Origin of the sequence: Halomonas sp. HAL1 (assembly GCF_030544485.1) — a bacterium.
GTDB classification, from domain to species: domain Bacteria; phylum Pseudomonadota; class Gammaproteobacteria; order Pseudomonadales; family Halomonadaceae; genus Vreelandella; species Vreelandella arctica.
Window position 1 is genome coordinate 1,373,313 of sequence record NZ_CP130610.1, and the last position, 18,242, is coordinate 1,391,554.

General features: G+C 46.4%; 13 protein-coding genes. All 13 read left to right on the forward strand.

The features are described from left to right. The first annotated feature begins 139 nt into the window (after positions 1 to 139). The 13 genes from Q3Y66_RS06515 to Q3Y66_RS06575 all read left to right on the forward strand — a co-directional run bounded on the left by Q3Y66_RS06515 (position 140) and on the right by Q3Y66_RS06575 (position 18,099). Positions 140 to 1,873, forward strand: a complete 1,734-nt coding sequence (locus tag Q3Y66_RS06515) for a hypothetical protein (RefSeq protein ID WP_139041601.1) — start codon at positions 140 to 142, stop codon at positions 1,871 to 1,873. Beyond that, complete coding sequence (locus Q3Y66_RS06520) at positions 1,870 to 3,123, forward strand: glycosyltransferase family 4 protein (RefSeq protein WP_008959697.1); 1,254 nt, start codon at positions 1,870 to 1,872, stop codon at positions 3,121 to 3,123. Before Q3Y66_RS06515 ends, Q3Y66_RS06520 begins: the two co-directional genes overlap by 4 nt. Next, positions 3,123 to 4,328 (forward strand): glycosyltransferase family 4 protein, encoded by a 1,206-nt coding sequence (locus Q3Y66_RS06525; protein WP_008959698.1) that lies wholly within the window; start codon positions 3,123 to 3,125, stop codon positions 4,326 to 4,328. Before Q3Y66_RS06520 ends, Q3Y66_RS06525 begins: the two co-directional genes overlap by 1 nt. Before the next feature lie 63 nt (positions 4,329 to 4,391). Continuing rightward, entirely contained in the window at positions 4,392 to 5,774 is a 1,383-nt protein-coding gene (locus Q3Y66_RS06530) for an undecaprenyl-phosphate glucose phosphotransferase (protein WP_035587420.1), read from the forward strand. Positions 5,775 to 6,017: 243 nt separating this feature from the next. After that, on the forward strand, positions 6,018 to 7,175 hold the full coding sequence (locus Q3Y66_RS06535) for an O-antigen ligase (protein ID WP_008959700.1): 1,158 nt from the start codon (positions 6,018 to 6,020) through the stop codon (positions 7,173 to 7,175). Positions 7,176 to 7,493: 318 nt separating this feature from the next. Beyond that, a complete protein-coding gene (locus Q3Y66_RS06540) occupies positions 7,494 to 7,901 on the forward strand; it encodes a DVU3141 family protein (protein WP_008959701.1) in 408 nt (135 codons plus the stop codon). After that, on the forward strand, positions 7,901 to 9,640 hold the full coding sequence (locus Q3Y66_RS06545; protein WP_008959702.1) for a polysaccharide biosynthesis/export family protein: 1,740 nt from the start codon (positions 7,901 to 7,903) through the stop codon (positions 9,638 to 9,640). Before Q3Y66_RS06540 ends, Q3Y66_RS06545 begins: the two co-directional genes overlap by 1 nt. 198 nt (positions 9,641 to 9,838) lie before the next feature. After that, positions 9,839 to 10,576: an ABC transporter permease gene (locus Q3Y66_RS06550; RefSeq protein ID WP_238528597.1), complete on the forward strand. Its 738-nt coding sequence runs from the start codon at positions 9,839 to 9,841 to the stop codon at positions 10,574 to 10,576. Between the two features lie 3 nt (positions 10,577 to 10,579). Then, positions 10,580 to 11,677: a chain-length determining protein gene (locus tag Q3Y66_RS06555; protein WP_008959704.1), complete on the forward strand. Its 1,098-nt coding sequence runs from the start codon at positions 10,580 to 10,582 to the stop codon at positions 11,675 to 11,677. A 75-nt stretch (positions 11,678 to 11,752) separates the two neighbouring features. After that, positions 11,753 to 12,103: a four helix bundle protein gene (locus tag Q3Y66_RS06560; protein ID WP_083832285.1), complete on the forward strand. Its 351-nt coding sequence runs from the start codon at positions 11,753 to 11,755 to the stop codon at positions 12,101 to 12,103. Between the two features lie 240 nt (positions 12,104 to 12,343). Further along, positions 12,344 to 13,780 carry an MBL fold metallo-hydrolase gene (locus tag Q3Y66_RS06565; RefSeq protein WP_035587534.1) on the forward strand — a complete coding sequence of 479 codons (1,437 nt, stop codon included), beginning with the start codon at positions 12,344 to 12,346 and terminating at the stop codon, positions 13,778 to 13,780. A 65-nt stretch (positions 13,781 to 13,845) separates the two neighbouring features. After that, a complete protein-coding gene (locus Q3Y66_RS06570) occupies positions 13,846 to 14,658 on the forward strand; it encodes an ABC transporter ATP-binding protein (RefSeq protein WP_008959995.1) in 813 nt (270 codons plus the stop codon). 18 nt (positions 14,659 to 14,676) lie between these two features. Continuing rightward, positions 14,677 to 18,099 (forward strand): cell surface saccharide synthesis protein, encoded by a 3,423-nt coding sequence (locus Q3Y66_RS06575; RefSeq protein WP_008959996.1) that lies wholly within the window; start codon positions 14,677 to 14,679, stop codon positions 18,097 to 18,099. Positions 18,100 to 18,242 lie beyond the last annotated feature (143 nt).

Consider the following 18,242-nt stretch of genomic DNA (forward strand, 5'->3'; position numbering starts at 1 on the left):
TTTTTGTTAAATATACTTCTTTCTTGTGCTAGCTATCTGGTTATTAAAAAACAACTCTCCTTGAGTTTAAGGGATATTGTTGATCTGAGTTATTCTATTTTACTGAGCGTAATACACCGCATATGGACTATTCTTTATTATGTTTTTAAATATTGTAACGATTTTAAAATGGAACGCTTCTCTAGGTGTAAAATTCCTTCGTGTTGTGTCGTTTCATACATTGTTAATTGTATGTTTTACTTTGGTGTCGCAGTTATCGACTCTTTTGGCTTCTTTTTTGCCTCTGAAGGTAATTATTCTACTAGGTTCCGAAGGAGTGCCTAGCTATTTTCCTTCTTTTCTTTCGGGGTTGAGTCGCGATTTGTTAATCGCTGGATTAAGTATAGCGACCTTGGGTTTTTTTGTTGTCCACTTATTGGCGGAGCGTCTTGTTGCTTGGTTCACAAGTTTAGGAACTAATCAACTTTTAGTGAAAAGTCATAAAATGGTGCTCTTTGAAAACCAGGATCAAGTGGCATCTGGGGGTTATCATCGATATTCAAGAGCACTCGCCGGTGGAGTGTTTATAGGTTTGTCGCTAGTTGGTCTGGGATGGTTTTACTTTGATATAGTCTTGGTTATCTTAGGTTATGCTACATTTACTCTTATTTTATTATGGTTCTTGCATCGCAATAGTTCGATCATCCGGGAGAAGATGGAGACCAGCCTACGTGACATGCTCAATTTAGTTACAGGTGTAGGCTTCTTCGTTACCTTCGGTTATTTGGTATGGGACTTTATATTTTGGGATGAACCTGGTGTTATCGTTGCTATTGTGACGCTAATTCTAAGCCGACAGATGATGACGCGAATAACCGGGCTTGTGACGGATCTAACAGCTTTATATCAACAAAAAGCCAAGTTAGATGCGCTTTTCTTTCATGGCAAAGTGTTACTGAATGATATGCCTCAGAAAGAGCGTTCAGTTTGGTCCCTCATGCAACCGGATGCGCGCCAGGAGTGGATAAATGCGTTGCTAAAAGAATTTGTTAATAATACTGAAGAGTATCTTTCTTGTGAATGGCATCAAACTGGGCAAGCAAACGTGGTCGCCTTAAAGGTTGAGAATAGTTCGGGGCTTTATCTGGTTAAGCTGTTTGCTCAAAATCGTAGCTCATTTGCCCTGCATGAAGCCACTTTGATGTCAGAGAAAGTACCAGGGCTACCGTCCGCGAGATTTTTAGGCACTACACAAATCCAGAAATTTCAATGTCTGCTTTATGAATTGCCAATTGGACAATCACCAGAATCTAGTCAAGTGCTAGAACAGGTTCAGCCATTGCGCCGCCAGCTAATGGCCGCCGAGCCCCCTTCGCAACTTTGTCATCGCTATCGGCGTTCACGCCCTATGCTTTGGCAACGGCTAAATATCGAACTGCTGAGTCACCTGTATTTGGCTGTTACCAACACTGATCAACAGGCGATGCTGGATTGGCTAATTGAAAATTTGAATTCTTTAAAAAATGTTCTTCAATCCCTTCCACTGGTACTGCATCAACCAGATTTTTCTCAGGATGCGATTTGGATAACCGAGAAAGGATTTCCTTTGGCACTCAACTGGGGGCAGTGGTCACTTGAACCGCTTGGTGCCGGTTGGCCAGAAGCGACGAAAGGACTGAAAAAGTTGGGGCCAGCCATTCTAGAGGTCGCTAAGATTCGAGTTGCCTTAAATGGAGTTATCATCCAACAGGCCGAGCTGTCGGCACTGGCTTTTGCGCTTGAACGAGAATGTAATCGACAGCGCTATTTGCAGGCTCTTACATTGATACCTGAATTGGTGGAACGAATGGAAGCAAGTAAAGAGTCTATCATTTTTGAAATGGGTGATGAATGACGAATGGACGTAAGCAAAAGAGGGAAGATAGCCATTTTAAGGTCAGCATGCTGGTCTGCAATACCTTTCTGAATGATGCGCGAGTACTCAAAGAGGCCGAGACACTGGTGCAAGCAGGCTATCAAGTCACAGTCAATGCCCTTGCTTTACCGGGAGTGGCCCCAGGCTTGGAGGTGCTCTCAAGCGGCATCCGGGTTCGGCGTCACGGGGCCAGTTACACTAAAGGGGAGGGTAAAACCGAGTCTAGCAAACAGGAGCGTTCGAAGGAGCGTTCGAAATTTGAGGTGCTTGCTCTCATGGCCTCTCAGGGAAGGGCGTTGATGAGCATGACGTGGTCGACGTTCCGTGCTCGCCCCGATATTATCCACGCTCATGATGTTAATATGCTGCCCTCTGCTTGGCTTGCAGCTCGACTTGCCAAGGCTCCTTTGATTTATGACGCCCATGAAATCAGTACCGACCGAGAAGGTTATAAGGCAATTCGTGGCGTAGTGGGCTGGATTGAGAAAAAACTTATGCCAACAGCAGCGGGCACAATTACCACAACCGATGCACGCGCCAAGTTTTTCGCTCGTGCCTACCATATTGAACGACCGCTGGTGCTTCAGAATCGCCCCCGTTTGGTTAAGGTTGAAGGATCCAATCGCATCCGCGAAGAGCTGGCATTGAAAGAGCCCTGGCCCATCGCCCTCTATCAAGGGGGCTTACAGCCCGGCAGGGGGTTGCCGCGTTTAGTGGAAGCAGCCGCACATGTCCCACAAACGTATTTTGTTTTTATTGGTGGAGGTCGGCAGGCTAGCGAGTTACATCAATTGGCTGAGAAGCTGGAACTGACGGAGAGGGTGTATTTCATCTCAACCGTGCCACTCGCCGCACTACCTGCTTATACGGCGTCAGCAGATATTGGTGTTCAACCTATCGAAAATACCTGTTTGAATCATTTCACCACTGATTCCAACAAATTATTTGAGTACGTTATCGCTGGTTTACCCGTTGTCGCTAGTCAACTGCCAGAGATCAGCAAGGTGGTGCGAGAGCATGACCTCGGCTTGCTCGTTCCTCCTGGCGATACTCAAGCGTTGGCCGATGCTATTCAAACCCTGGTACAGAATTTAGAAATGAGAAAGCAGTATAGTTTCAATGCGGGTCTAGCCGCGCAATCACTCAATTGGGAAACGCAAGAACAGTCTTTGCTAGACCTTTATGCTAAGATCTTGCCTATAAATGGCGGGATGGAGTTGCAAGGTTGATGCAAAAGAGAAAAATCTTATTATTAACCTTTTACTTTCCACCAGATTTAGGGGCAGGATCGTTTAGAAGCCATGCACTTGTTGAGTCGTTAATGGCCCGATTGCCTGAAGGCTACTCTCTTGAAGTGATTACCACTGCGCCTAATCGCTACGCCCAATTTGCTACTCATGCCCCAAGTACAGAAGAGGCTTACGAAGGCCGCCTCAAGGTGCATAGAATTCGATTGCCTAGCCACCGCAGTGGCATCTGGGATCAATCCAAGGCTTTTGCTGCTTATGCTTGTGGTGTAGTGGGGTTAACCCGTGGGCAAAACTATGGGTTGGTAATAGCGACCTCATCACGGCTAATGACAGCAGTGCTAGGGCGTTATGTGGTAGGTAGATCATCCGCGCGCTTTTATCTTGATATCCGTGACATCTTTGTCGAAAACCTACCGTTTCTCTTGCCCGTTGGTGCTCGCTGGCTAGGTAATCGCTTTTTCAGCATTCTGGAGCAATGGGCAGTGAAGCGTGCGGCCATTGTCAATTTAGTATCACCTGGGTTTGAAGGCTATTTTAAACCTCGCTACCCAACGCAAACGTTTACTTGGCACAGTAATGGCGTCGACACCCTTTTTGTAAATGAGGTGGGGGAATACGGTCAGCAAGGTGCCGTTGAGAGAGAGACGTCTGCTCCTTTACGTGTTTTGTATGCAGGTAACATTGGTTTATGCCAGGGATTAGATGAGATTATCCCAGAGCTAGCGAAAAAGCTCGAAGGCCAGGTCGTCTTTACTATTATTGGTGATGGTGGTCGACGAGTAGAGTTAGAAAAGATCTTGGCGGAGCACAAAATATCGAATGTAGAAATCAGAGATCCCGTCGAGCGTGACAAGTTACTTCAGGAGTATCAGAAAGCAGATGTTCTCTTTTTGCACTTGAACGACATGCCTTGTTTTTCTCGTGTGATCCCCTCAAAGTTGTTTGAGTATGCCGCAACGGGAAAACCTATACTCGCAGGCGTGAGGGCTTACCCTGCTGAGTTTTGCAAACAATATATCAGCAACTCAAGTGTTTTTGATCCTTGTAATGTTAGGGCTGCGATATCAGCAATCAGTGCTTTAAGGCTTAGTACAATCCCAAGAGAGGAGTTTGTTAAGCAATTTAGTCGTCAGCATATTATGGGTAAAATGTCTGACGATATTGTTAATCTTGTCAAGAATTAGATGTCTATCTCCTGAGTTCAACTAATATATAATTTACCTTTTTGGGTTAAAGATTTGAGGAATATGAAAAGTTCTTCTATGGGGTTTTCTGAGCGTTACCCAGCTAAGTTAATCGTTCCGCTAGTGGATGCCATTGCACTAACATTCGCCGGTCATGTGGCTTACTGGGCGCGTTTTGGGAGCATGAATCTTCATGAGCGCTATGGGCTAGCTATCGTCATATTGGTGCTACTGGTTATACTGCTGAATTTACTGCAGGGAGGGTACGTGCGGTGGCGTATAACACGTATCTCTATTCTATTAGGAAGGTTGCTTTTGGTGTGGTTAACGGTAGCCATTTTAGCGGCTTCCATTATATATTTTGCCCACGCCGCTGATCGTTATTCTCGGCTATGGGTGGGGTATACACTGCTTCTCTCATTTATGCTTTCCGGGACGGCTAGAGTGTTTGCCCAGCTTTTTTTACGTCAAGCTAGAAAACGGGGGTATGCACGCCGCTCGGTATTTATGATCGGCCCGGGTGAGCAGCTTATTAAAGTAGCTAAAGGCATGCGTACATCGTTAGAAGAGGGCTACTCTATTGCTGGGGTCGCTCGTATATCTGGTTCCTTTGATAATGCGCGGTTAGAGTCGCTGCATCAACGTATTGATCGAAGTGGTGCAAGTGAGGTCTGGATTTGTGTGCCGCTTTCAATGGGAAGTATGGTTCACTCGATTTTTTTCTCTCTTCGTAATCTGACAGCAGAAGTCAGATTTATACCTGACTTTCAAGGCATGCAGCTGCTTAACCACCGGACCAGCGAAGTTGCAGGAAGGCTTGCCATTGACCTCAGTGTTACCCCGATGGATGGCATGGCACGAATCACTAAGCGGTTTGAGGATATTGTCCTCGGTGCTTTATTCCTTCTGCTCTCAATACCAGTATGCGTTGTTATTGCAATAGCACTTAAGCTTCAATCGCCTGGCCCGGTACTGTTTAAACAGTATCGGACAGGCGTTAATGGAAAACATTTTAAAGTTTATAAATTTCGTTCTATGGAAGTGCATGACGAGCTTGGTGGAAAGATAACCCAGGCGAAACGTGGCGATCCCAGAGTCACTCCGCTTGGCTCATTTCTAAGAAGAACCTCACTTGATGAGTTGCCCCAGTTTTATAATGTACTGCAGGGGCGAATGTCGATTGTAGGGCCACGTCCTCATGCATTAGTACATAATGAGTATTATAAAGAATTAGTGGAATCTTACATGAAACGGCATAAGGTAAAGCCGGGTATTACAGGTTGGGCTCAAGTAAATGGGCTTCGTGGAGAAACTGATACGCTAGATAAAATGGAGCGCCGAGTGGAGCATGACTTATGGTATATCGATAATTGGTCTTTATGGCTAGACCTTCGCATTATTTGTATGACAATTTTTAAAGGGTTTGTCCATCCAAATAGTTATTGATAAGTATGGCCTTCTTAAATAAATGAATGACGAGTAGTTTTTCTTTGTTATCTAATATCAAGCTTAATTTGCCGTATTTTTGAATAGCGAATCATTTCTTTTAGAGACCACACCATGCATTCTGTGTCATCGACGCGTCCTGTTTTTAAAAAAAAGCTATGCCAGTATTACACGAGTACCGCTGTTTTTTTGCTAGGTGCTATAGCTCTCATTATCCCAAGTGGGTATTCCCTAGGAGCGGCAATGTTAGTCTTGGGAAGCATAAGCTTACTTGTTCAGCGGCCCGCTCTTAATCTAGACCGTCGAGACGGACTGCTCATTGGCTCATTTTTCGCCTATATCATTGTCCATGCCCTAGAAGCTTGGTGGGATAGCATAGGTATAAGTGGTATCGATAGACCGAGCCGATTAGCAATGGCTATCCCTGCCATGTTTCTAATCATAGCTTGTCCGCCGCGTTTAGCGTTTCTGTGGAGTGGGTTAGCGTTTGGAGCGATCACCACTGGAAGTTGGGCAGGTTGGCAGAAAATTATCGAAGAGTCTGACCGTGCTAGTGGTTACACACACGTGATTCAATTCGGCAATCTAAGTATGTTGGTCGGGGTACTATGTTTGGCTGGTTTGGGCTGGGCAATGGTACAGCAGCGTCGCAATATGTGGGTTTGCTTTTTACTCTTAGGGGCGGCATTTGGAATTCTAGGTTCACTATTTTCCGGTAGTCGAGGTGGATGGATTGGTTTCCCCATCGTTTTATGGGTGCTTTATCGTGCATATGGAAGGCATTTAGCCAATTGGCTCAAATTCGCTTTAGTGATGATCTTGGTAGGAGCTAGCATACTGGTTTATACAATTCCACAAGCAGGGGTGCAGCATCGAGTGCATCAAGCATTTAATGATGTGAGCCAGTATGCATCAGGTGATAATCGAGTCACCTCTGTGGGTTCCCGGTTTGAAATGTGGCGTGGTGCAGGCCATATGATTAGTGAAAAGCCGCTATTCGGCTGGGGTGAAAACGGCTATCGAGAGCAGATGAGCGTGCTGGCAAGTGAGGGCGTCGTTGAATCAGGCATTCTTCGCTACGGACACGCGCATAATGAAATGATTGATGCTTTTGCAAAGCGCGGCATTGTAGGTGTAATCGTTTTGCTTTTACTTTACCTAGTACCTTTACGGTTATTTGCTCGTCATTTTTCTGAGCCGGATATTGCCAAACGGTCGCTAGCGGTAGCAGGGGTGTTATTACCAGTCACTTATATTGATTTCGGTCTGACACAAACCTTTTTATCTCATAACAGTGGGATAATGATATATGCCTTCTGGATTGCCGTACTATGGGGAACCCTGAAACGCCAGTATATTACGAGTGTAGTTCCCCTCAGCAAAGCTTCCCAAGCGCTTTGACCAGCGATACATTCACCTTGCTATGACAGGTGGCCGCGAGGCTACTGAGAAGCCGGCTCGAAATCAGCCGGTTTTTTTTTGGTGAAATTTTAAGTTCCTCAGAAAACTGAGTTTTTGTACAAGAGCTGTCGATGTAGAGGCAGCACCGGTATTCCCCTACAATGGTGGGCTGGTGCGAAATATCTAGTCTGATATCTACGTTTTTAGTCCAGCAAGAGCGTCGCGCACCACCACATTCACCCGCGCAGAAGAGTAGGGCAAGGGAATCCGTCCGTTATAACCCCTGGGCGGTAGCGTGCCTTTAATTTGGAATCGAATATGCCATTATCCCAACGTTCCTTCGTGTCGCCAGCTCGCATGCTGCTGGCGGCGCTTAGTTTAGTCATTGTCAGCGGTTGCGCCTCTTATCCCTCCGGCTCTGGCCAGCAAGAAGCACAGTACGTGCTCAATAATGACCCCGCCACATTGCTCCAAGACGAAAGCCTCAACGACTTCCTAACAAAAGCCCCCGCCGGTGCCATCATGAATGTGGCCCGCAGCCCATGGGGTAACAATGTTGAAGTTGTTGCCGACGCTGCCTACCTGGCTGCCAGCGGTCGTGAATGCCGCAAGCTGCAGGTGATTGGAGTGGCAGGCAACGCCGCCCGCTCGGCCCTGGTGTGTAAAACGCCAAACGGCTGGGTCAATCAACGCGTTGTGGCGCAAACAGCACAGGGGCGTAACTGATGAACGTTTTAAAACCGCTTAACCGTGCATCGCTTAAGCGCACCGTGGCCGTGGCCTCACTCGCGCTGATCAGCACTTTCACCGCCAGTACCACCCTGGCACAGTCGCTAAGCCTTTCCGACAGTATTCTGCCCGAACAGGAGGAGCAACAGGGCGCTGGTGCTCAGCAGCAAGAGCAGGTGAACGATACTCCACGCGCAGACTGGCGCAGTGGCACCTATGGCCCGGTATCACAACCTCCGCAAAACCCGGATGCGCTGCCACCGTTTGGCGCCAACCTGTTTACCGGCGGCTTTCGTGGCGCCATGGGCGATGGCCTGAATCCGGATTACCGCATCAAGCCCGGTGACCAAGTCACCGTACGTGCCTGGGGGGCAGTTGAGTTTGACCGCGTGCTACCGGTGGACGCCCAGGGCAACATCTTTATTCCCGGCTCTGGCCCGCTGAATGTAGAAGGCCAAAGCAGTCAGCAAGTCGATAACAGCGTGCGCAGTGCGATTACCTCCGTCTACCCGGATAACGTAGAGGTCTACACCAACCTGCAAGGCGTTCAGCCGGTAGCGGTGTACGTCACGGGCTACGTAGAAAACCCCGGCCGCTACGCCGGCACGCCGAACGACTCACTGCTTTACTTCCTCGATCAGTCGGGCGGCATCGATCAGGACTTGGGCAGCTACCGCCAAGTGCGCGTGGTGCGCAACAACACCACTGTGGCCACGGTCGATCTTTATGACTTCCTGCTTAATGGCAGCATTGCCCGCCCGCAGTTTCAGGATGGTGACACTATTGTGGTGGAAGAGCGCGGCCCGGCCATTGCCGTCGGCGGTGATGTACATCGCCAGCATCGCTACGAGTTGGTCGGTAACCAGCTAAGCGGTGCCGAATTAGTAAACCTGGCACGGCTGAAAAGCGGTGTTTCCCATGTACTGCTGCGTGGCGACCGTGAAGACGGCCCCATTGCCCAGTACTTCCCCATCGATATGTTCTACGGCCAAACGATTCGCAGTGGCGATGAAGTACTGTTCAGCTCGGACCAGCGCAGTGAGACCATCGTGGTAGAAGTAGAGGGCAGCTACTATGGCCCCTCGCGCTACGCGCTACCCAGGGATGTCCGCCTGAGCGAACTGCTGGATGCCATCGCCGTGCCGGAAAGCATGACCGCCGTGGAAAGCATTTCAATCAAGCGGGAAAGCGTCAAGGAGCAGCAGGCCCAGTCGCTGGAAGACAGCCTACGCCGCCTGGAAACCACCTACCTCGGCGCGCCTTCCAATACCAATGAAGAAGCCGCCATTCGAGTTCAGGAAGCACAGTTGATTCAAGACTTCATCGCCCGTGCCAGCGAACTGGAGCCCAGTGGCCGCTTGGTAGTCGCTTACGATGGTCGCATTTCCGATATTCGTCTGCAGGATGGCGATGTGGTCACCATTCCTGAAGTCAGTGACTCCATGCTTATTAGTGGGGAAGTGCTGGTGCCCCAAGCAGCGGTCTACCGCCCCGGCATGAGTGTGATCGATTACATCGAAGGCGCAGGTGGCTTTACCGAGCGTGCAGATGACGACCACATCCTAGTGGTACGCCAGAACGGCGCGGTCGAGAACGCTCGCAACGTCAACCTGCGCCCCGGTGATGAAATCCTGGTCATGCCTGCAGCTCCCACTCACAACCTACAGCTAGCCTCCACCATCACGCAGATACTCTACCAAGTAGCAGTCGCCACCCGCGTAGCGGTTGATCTGTAAGAATTGTGAGTGGTGAGTGGTGAGTGGTGAGTGGTGAGTGGTGAGTGGTGAGTAGGGAGGTACTATTCACTACTTCCAATTCACGATTCACATCATGTATCTCTCTGAAGAATTAACGCTATGGAAAACATAAACGCTCAGTCTCAGCCACGGAGAGCCCGCACGCCGTGGCAGGTAACCCGCAGCGTGTGGTATGCCATGTTTATGCGAGAAGCCATCTCTCGCACCATGTCAGACCGTATGGGCTGGTTCTGGATGATTTTTGAGCCAGTCGCCATGGTCGCAATTATGGTCGCCATTCGTAGCTTTATACGCAGTGATCGACTCATTACAAACGCGCCATTTATCCCCTGGATGATTGCAGGCCTAATGGGTTTTTTCTTAGTGCGTGAAGGCATGATACGCGGTATGGGAGCTATTGAAGGTAATAGCGCTCTGTTCGCATACAGGCAGGTTCAGCCTGTTGATCCGGTATTAGTGCGTAATTTTCTGGAGGGTATGTTACGGACTTTTGTTTTTTTACTGTTTATTGTCGGCGGCTTAATGCTGGGCTTGGAGCTGTACCCTGACAATGCCATTCGGGCGATGGCTGCTTGGCTCTCGTTATGGAGTCTCGGCCTTGGATTAGGACTTGTAACATCAGTAGCTTCAACACTGGTGCCAGAAATTGGACGAGTAATTCGAATGATATCACTTCCGTTGTTAATCATTTCTGGGGTCATTTTTCCGCTTAACCAACTACCGCACTGGCTACTCGAATATTTAATGCTTAATCCCATCCCCCACGCGCTTGAAACATTACGTCTCGGGTTCTTCGAAAACTACAAAACCATTCACGGTACCAGCATGCTCTATTTTTGGCTGGTTACGCTCACTTTAAATGCCCTGGGGCTATTAATGCACCTGCGCTTTTCTGTTCGTTTGAAGGCCAAATAATCCATGCAAGTTAAAATACGTCGGTTTTTTAGTAAGTCCCCGCACTGGGCATTGGCTTTTCTAGCTATTTTTCTGGTGTCGTTTTACTGGTTTATTATTGCTCAAGAACGTTATGTCTCACGGGCAACCGTAGTGTTAGAAAGCCCGCAGGTCGCCACGCCGGAACTCAGCTTGTCATCGTTAATGGGAGGAGGCGCAGGTAATACTGCAGACCTACTGCTGCTACGTGAGCACTTACTCTCAGTGGATATGCTGCGCCGCCTGGATAAAGACCTCAATATCCGTGAGCATTACACCGAGCATGGCGATATTTTTGCCAAGCTAGGTGATCGCGATGCCCCAATCGAAGACCTGCACAAATACTACCTGCGCCGAGTAAAGGTAGAGCTAGATGAGTATGCAGGCGTACTGAATATAGAAGTGCAGGGCTATACCCCAGAATTTGCCCACGAAATGACCACCCTCTTGTTAGAAGCCGGTGAAGACCATATGAATGAAATGGGTCACCGCCTGGCCGACGAGCAGGTGCACTTCCTGGAGCGGCAAATGGTACGCTTGGATGAACGCTTTACCGCAACGCGCCAGGCCTTGCTGGAATACCAGAATGAGTATGGGCTGGTATCGCCAACCGATACTGTCGCCAGCATCAATCAAGTCGTCGCAACACTTGAAGCAGACCTTGCCCGCCTACAAGCCCAACGCAATGCGCTTTCAAGCTACCAAAGTGCTCAATCGCCTGAGTTACGCCAGGTGGAACGCAATATCACCGCGCTACGCGACCAAATTATTGAGCAGCGGGATCGTATCGCTCAGGCATCCGGGGACTCGCTTAACAGCGTTTCCGCCGAATATGAAACGCTAGAGCTACAGGCACAGTTCGCCCAGGAAACCTACTCAAACGCATTGGCCTCACTTGAAAATACTCGCCTTGAAGCTGCCCGCCAACTCAAGCAAGTAAGCGTGCTGCAAAGCCCGCTAATGCCGGAATACCCCACAGAACCGAACCGGCTCTACAACAGCAGCGTATTCGCCATCATCACCATCTTCTTAGCCTTCATCCTCAGCATGCTGATCATGATCATCAAGGATCACAGGGATTAGGTGAGGCGTGAAGTGTGAGTCGTGAGTTGTGAATGGTTAGTGGTGAGTCGTGAATAGTAAGTGGTAGGGGTGGGAATGAGGAAGCATCAGGAACTGAGAGTTTGGCAGCAGGCGATGGATCTGGTCGAACACGTCTATCAAATTACGTCGCTCTTTCCTGATGACGAACGATTTGGTCTCACAAGTCAGATGAGGCGAGCTTCTATATCAATTCCAAGCAATATTTCAGAAGGCGCAGCAAGAGGAAGTGATAAAGATTTTATTCGTTTTTTGTTTATCGCACGTGGCTCGTTGAGTGAAATTGAAACCCAGTTGCTGATTGCCCAGCGCCTTGGTTACATTCGAGATGTGACAACTGCCATTGAATTAATTCACCAAGTATCTGGTTTACTCGGTGGGTTGATTCGCCATTTACAAAGTCGATAATTCTGCACAACTCACAACTCACAACTCACAACTCACAACTCACAACTCACAACTCACAACTCACAACTCACAACTCACAACTCACAACTCACAACTCACAACTCACAACTCACAACTCACAACTCACAACTCACAACTCACAACTCACAACTCACAACTCACAACTCACAACTCACAACTCACAACTCACAACTCACAACTCACAACTCACAACTCACAACTCACAACTCACGGTTTCAAATGCTCGAAATTATCCACCACGGCGGCGCCACTGGTGTCACCGGCAGCTGCCACCAACTGGTTCTCAATCAAAACGAATCCCTACTGGTAGATTGCGGCCTCTTCCAAGGTGAAGACGCCACCGAAGACAGCTTCGAGCAGCTACAAATCGAATTCGATATCAGCACCGTCAGGGCCCTGATCATCACCCACGTACACATCGACCACGTGGGCAGGCTGCCTTACCTGCTGGCCGCTGGTTTCACCGGCCCCATCATCTGTTCGATCCCCACGGCCAAACTGCTACCACTGGTTATTGAAGACGCGCTAAAAATCGGCTTTACCCGCAACACCCAACTAATAGAGCGCTTTCAAGCCCAGCTCGAAAAGCAGATTATTAGCGTGCCTTACGGCAAATGGCACAACATAGGGTCAGCAAGCGACGTAAGCGGTCACTCCAGCATTGGCTCAGGCATGGGCGGCAGAGGCACCACCCGCATCAAACTCAAACGGGCAGGGCACATTCTGGGTTCAAGCTACGTAGAAGTAAGCTACCAGGATGCCGTCACCGGTCAAAAAGAGCGCGTCGTATTTTCCGGTGATCTAGGCGCCCCCTACGCACCGCTACTCCCGGCACCTAAATCGCCACACGGCTGTGACCAACTGGTGCTCGAAAGCACCTACGGCGACCGCCGACATCCAGACCGCCGCCAGCGCCGCGCCACCTTAAAAGCTGCCGTGGAGCAAGCACTCGCTAACGGCGGCACGGTGATGGTGCCTGCGTTCAGCATTGGCCGAACGCAAGAATTACTCTATGAGCTTGAAACCATTATTCATCAAGCGCGCTCACCCCAATGGCAATCGCTCGAAATTATCGTGGATTCCCCGCTAGCCTCACGCTTTACTCAGGTGTACCGCGAGCTGAAACCCTACTGGGATAAAGAAGCCCAGGGCCGCCTGCGCAGTGGCCGCCATCCGCTCAACTTTGCCAACCTCTACACGGTGGATAGCCACGCAGAGCATGAGCAAACCGTGGAGTACCTAGCCAAAACAGGCCGCCCAGCGGTAGTGATTGCTGCCAGCGGCATGTGTGCAGGCGGGCGCATCATGAATTACCTGAAAGCCATGCTGGGCGATGAACGCCATCAGGTACTATTCGTAGGCTACCAAGGCGCAGGCACCCCAGGGCGAGATATTCAGCAGTACGGCCCCCAGGGCGGTTGGGTCAACATCGATGGCGAGCGAATCGATATCAAGGCAGGCGTGACCTCTATCAGCGGTTACTCCGCCCACGCCGATCAAAAGAACCTGCTCAACTTCGTCAAACGCATGCGCCGCTGGCCCCACACCATTCGCTTGGTGCACGGTGAACAAACTGCTCGCGCAGCGCTCAAAAGCGAGTTGGAAAAACTCTATAAGCGAAAAGGAAAAGAAGTGAAAGTAGTGAATGGTAAGTAGTGAGTTGAGGAGCACGCACCTGATTCACCACTCACAATTCACCACTCACAATTCACAAACCAAAAATGATTGAAATAAAAAACCTCTACAAGCGCTACCACAACCACCACGGCAGTGACTGGGTGCTCAAAGACATCAATCTGACCATTCCCAAGCAAGTGAGTGTAGGGCTGATTGGCCCTAACGGCGCGGGTAAATCCACATTACTACGCCTAATCGCAGGTATGGATACCCCAGATAAAGGCGAGGTCATTCGCTATAGCCGTGTTTCCTGGCCCGTGGGGCTTTCTGGTGGTATGCAAAACAACATGACCGGACGCCAGAATGTAAAATTTGTTGCACGTGCTCAAGGTAGCAACCCTAAAGAGATCAAACGCGTCATTGATTTTGTTGAAGGGTTTGCGGAAATAGGTAGTGCTTTTGATGAACCTGTGCGCACCTATTCATCAGGTATGCGCTCAAGACTATCATTTGGCTTGTCACTCGCTTTCGATTTTGATGTTTACATTTCAGATGAAGCAACATCAGTAGGTGACTTGAGTTTTCGAAAAAAGGCGACGTCAGCATTCAAAGAAAAAATAGGCAAGGCTAGTATCATTATCGTTTCACACAGTGAGGGAATATTACGAGAGCTGTGTGATGCAGGAATATGGATAAATCAGGGTAACGCGTTTTGGTACGATAACGTGGACGATGCCATTAAAGCATATCATGACAGCATGGCTGAAAAGGAGAGCGTTAAGGTAGCACAAGGAAAAAAAGCGAGTGCCAACGAAAAAGAAGTTTTAGAAGCTAAAAGGCTAATGGAACAGGCACGTAACGAATATCAGAAATTGCGTGACCAGTACGCATCGCTCCGTGACTCATATTTTGATTAATGCTAATAGGTGAATAAGTTGAGCAAGCTGACAAAGTTATTGAAACATCCAGTAATGTTTTTTGAAGATGCCGTTAAAAATAAAAAATTAAGAGAAGGTAAGCCAAAAATATTCGTAGTAGGTTTCAGTACCTGGAAAACTTACCTGCGCATGTATTTCTCAGAATACGATCTTATTTTTCTTCCTAAAGATATAAAGAAAAGCCAGTTTAATTCCCAATATCGTAAGAAAATCCTATCACTGAAAGAGTCATGCCAAGTGTTTATCTGGGGCTTCAAGGCACCCGAATATATTTTAGAGTTTTTAAGAGAGGAAAAAATATCTACCAAATTCGTGGAGGATGGATTTGTGCGTTCTGTCCAGTTAGGAGCGACCAAGGCTCCGCCAATGTCACTTTGCCTGGATAGCAAAACTCCCTATTTTGATGCAACAAGGCCTTCTGATCTGGAAGACTTGCTGAATAACTTTGATTTTTCAAGCAAACCGGAGCTGCTAGATCAGGCCAAAGAAGGGATTAAATTGCTGTTGGAAACAGGGGTCAGCAAATACAATAACAGCCAATCAGTTAAGATTGAAACTATTTACGGGTCCAAAACCCAAAAGCGAATATTGGTATTGGGTCAGGTTGAAGACGACGCTTCCATTCAATATGGTTGTGATAAAAAGCTCACCAATAACGATGTAGTGCGTTTGGCGGTCGAAGAAAACCAAGGTGCACAAGTTATTTATAAGCCACATCCAGATGTGATGAGTGGTCATCGAGCTTATCAATCAAACCCCAAGGACGTGGAAAATATAGCCCTGGTCTTGAAAAAAGATGTGCCATTGGCGAATGCCTTTGAAACTGTAGACCATGTCTACACGATCACATCATTGGGAGGCTTTGAGGCACTACTCCGCGGAATCACAGTTACCACGCTGGGATGTCCATTCTATTCGGGATGGGGATTAACTGATGATCGTCAAAAAAATGAGCGCAGAAAGAGAAAACTTAAAATAAATGAAATTTTTTCTATAGCATATCTTGTTTACCCAAGATATTTTAATGTTGATACTGGAAGTGAAGTCAGTTTTGATTATGTAGTTAATATTTTATCTAACCCCTCTTTTGAAGAAAGTATTAAAACTAAAAGTAATGCTCTAATCAAATCTGAAAGAAAGGAAGATGAAAACTCGACTAAAAATTCAAATGATGAAAGTATAAAAAGTGCTGAAATCCCATTGTGGTATAATAATAATCCAAACAGTTATTTGCTAGTTAGCGATGTACCCTCGAAGTCGGTTTTCCTATACATGCCATGGATTGCTGAACATGGTAATACACTGATTAATAAAATCAAGAATGATGATATATACCAGTTATTAGCATTCGACCTCGTAAAAGGAGGTGATCCTAATGAACTAAGACGAGATATTTTAAGGTTTGCATTAAATAATCCCGTTTTGTATCGAAAAATGGTTGCTAGAAAGCTTATACCAATAAAAGATAAAATTGCAGCTTTTGTTTTTACGTTTGATTGGTCTCCAGTGATGAGAATAATCGCGTCCGTATGTAAAGAGCTTGATATTGCAACCATACTTATCCCTCATGAGTCAGTTTTTGCTGATAGATCGAAATATTATTGGTGTCCTAAAACTAATGCTATGACACCCACAGTTGACTTGGTCCTAGGTTGGGGGCAGCTACAAGAGGAAATATTTGTTGAGCGAGGCTATCCGAGTGATAGGTTTATAAAAGTAGGGGCACCAAAGTTTGATACCTATAAAAATTATAGTCCGATGCTTAGTCGAAAACAGTACTGTGCATTGTTTGGATTAAATCCGGAAAGGAAGATAATTCTTTTTGCCTCACAATCGCTAGATTCTCAGTTTGATGTAAAGATAGCCCGTGATTCTCAAATAAGAGCAGTAGAAGATTTATATATTGCATCACAAAAATATGGCTATCAATTAGTAGTAAGACTCCCACCTTCTAAAGATGATATTTTAGGCGAGGAATTAACAGGAAAACTTATTGAGTCTAATAATGCTGCAATCGATGATGCTGATTGTTATTTTGTTAATGCTGAGGAAACTATTTTTCATTCAGATATAGTTACTTCAGTGAATAGTACTATGCTTTTTGAAGCTATTCTAGCTGATACCCCATCGTTTTCGATAAAGTACATTGAGTTCAATCAAATATGGAAGAAGGTTGGTATTCCAGCTATTTCTAATATTGAAGGAATTGAAAATCAATTAGGCATTATTGAAGCTGGCAAACATTATATACCAGAAAAAGGTTTTGAATGGGCATCAAACATGTTCGGTGTAGGTAGCTTTGATGGCCTAGCAGCAACACGCATTAAAAAAGTGTTAAAAGACATTGTTAATAAAGAACGAATAGTAAAGCTAAATAAAACACCATTTGAAAAGATTTTGAAAAATGAGAAGTTAGATGTCATAGCCATTCCAAGTAATGATAAGATTTGGCTTGGCGTTCAGAAATACTTGCCGGATATGCTTAATGCACGCTTAAAGTTAAATAGCAGTGTTGGACTTGCATCTGCAAGTTCTCTATCAGCAGTCGAAGCTTTTTTTCAATGGGGTATTGGAGATAATGATAGTAAAGCTAACCAACGCATAATTGCTAAAGCTCTTGGTAAGCCAATAATTATTATAGAAGATGGTTTTATCCGGTCATTGGATATTGGCCTGTCTGGAGAGCCTACTCTTTCAATCATTATTGATGATTTAACTTCTTACTATGATGCCACTAAACCATCAAGACTAGAAACATTATTGAGTTCAGATTCACGATTGACTATTCAACAAATAGAAAGGTCTAAAAAAATTATTCATAAAATAGTGAGTAATAGGGTCTCTAAATATAATCATGCTCCTGATTTACCTTTGAAAATAGGAAAATCTGACAAACGTAAAATTTTATTGTTAGACCAACGCTTCGGTGACCAATCAGTAGCATCAGGACTCGTTGATGAGAAAACATTTGATAGAATGCTCCACGATGCAATTAAGTTAAACCCCAACGCTGAGATCATTATAAAACAGCATCCTGATGCTATTAAAGGTGGTAAGTCCAGTTACTACAATGTTGAAAAATTAGCTTTTACTAAGCATATGGACAATATATCAACGGTTAACTATGATATTAATCCTTATGCATTGTTTGATATCGTTGATGAAGTATATGTTGGCACATCCGGTATGGGGTTCGAAGCATTATTGGCTGGGAAGAAAGTGACTTGTTATGGCGCGCCTTTTTATTCTAACTGGGGTTTGACAACTGATAAGATTGAAGTAGAGCGCAGAACTAAAAAGCGCAGCTTAGAAGAAGTGTTCTTTTATAGTTATATAGCTTTGTCTAAATATTATGACCCCAATATACAGCAAAGATGTGAAATAGAGGATGCTATTGATTATATAGCTAGCAATAAATAAAATCTTTCCTTTTATAATAAATTGAGAGCTGAAAGGGGTTGGATTTCTTTCTTGGTGAAGCTATTTACTTATAAGTTGACCATGTAAGATATTGGGTATTATTGGGAAATAGTTTTTATTGAGGTTTGCTATTGTGTTTGATT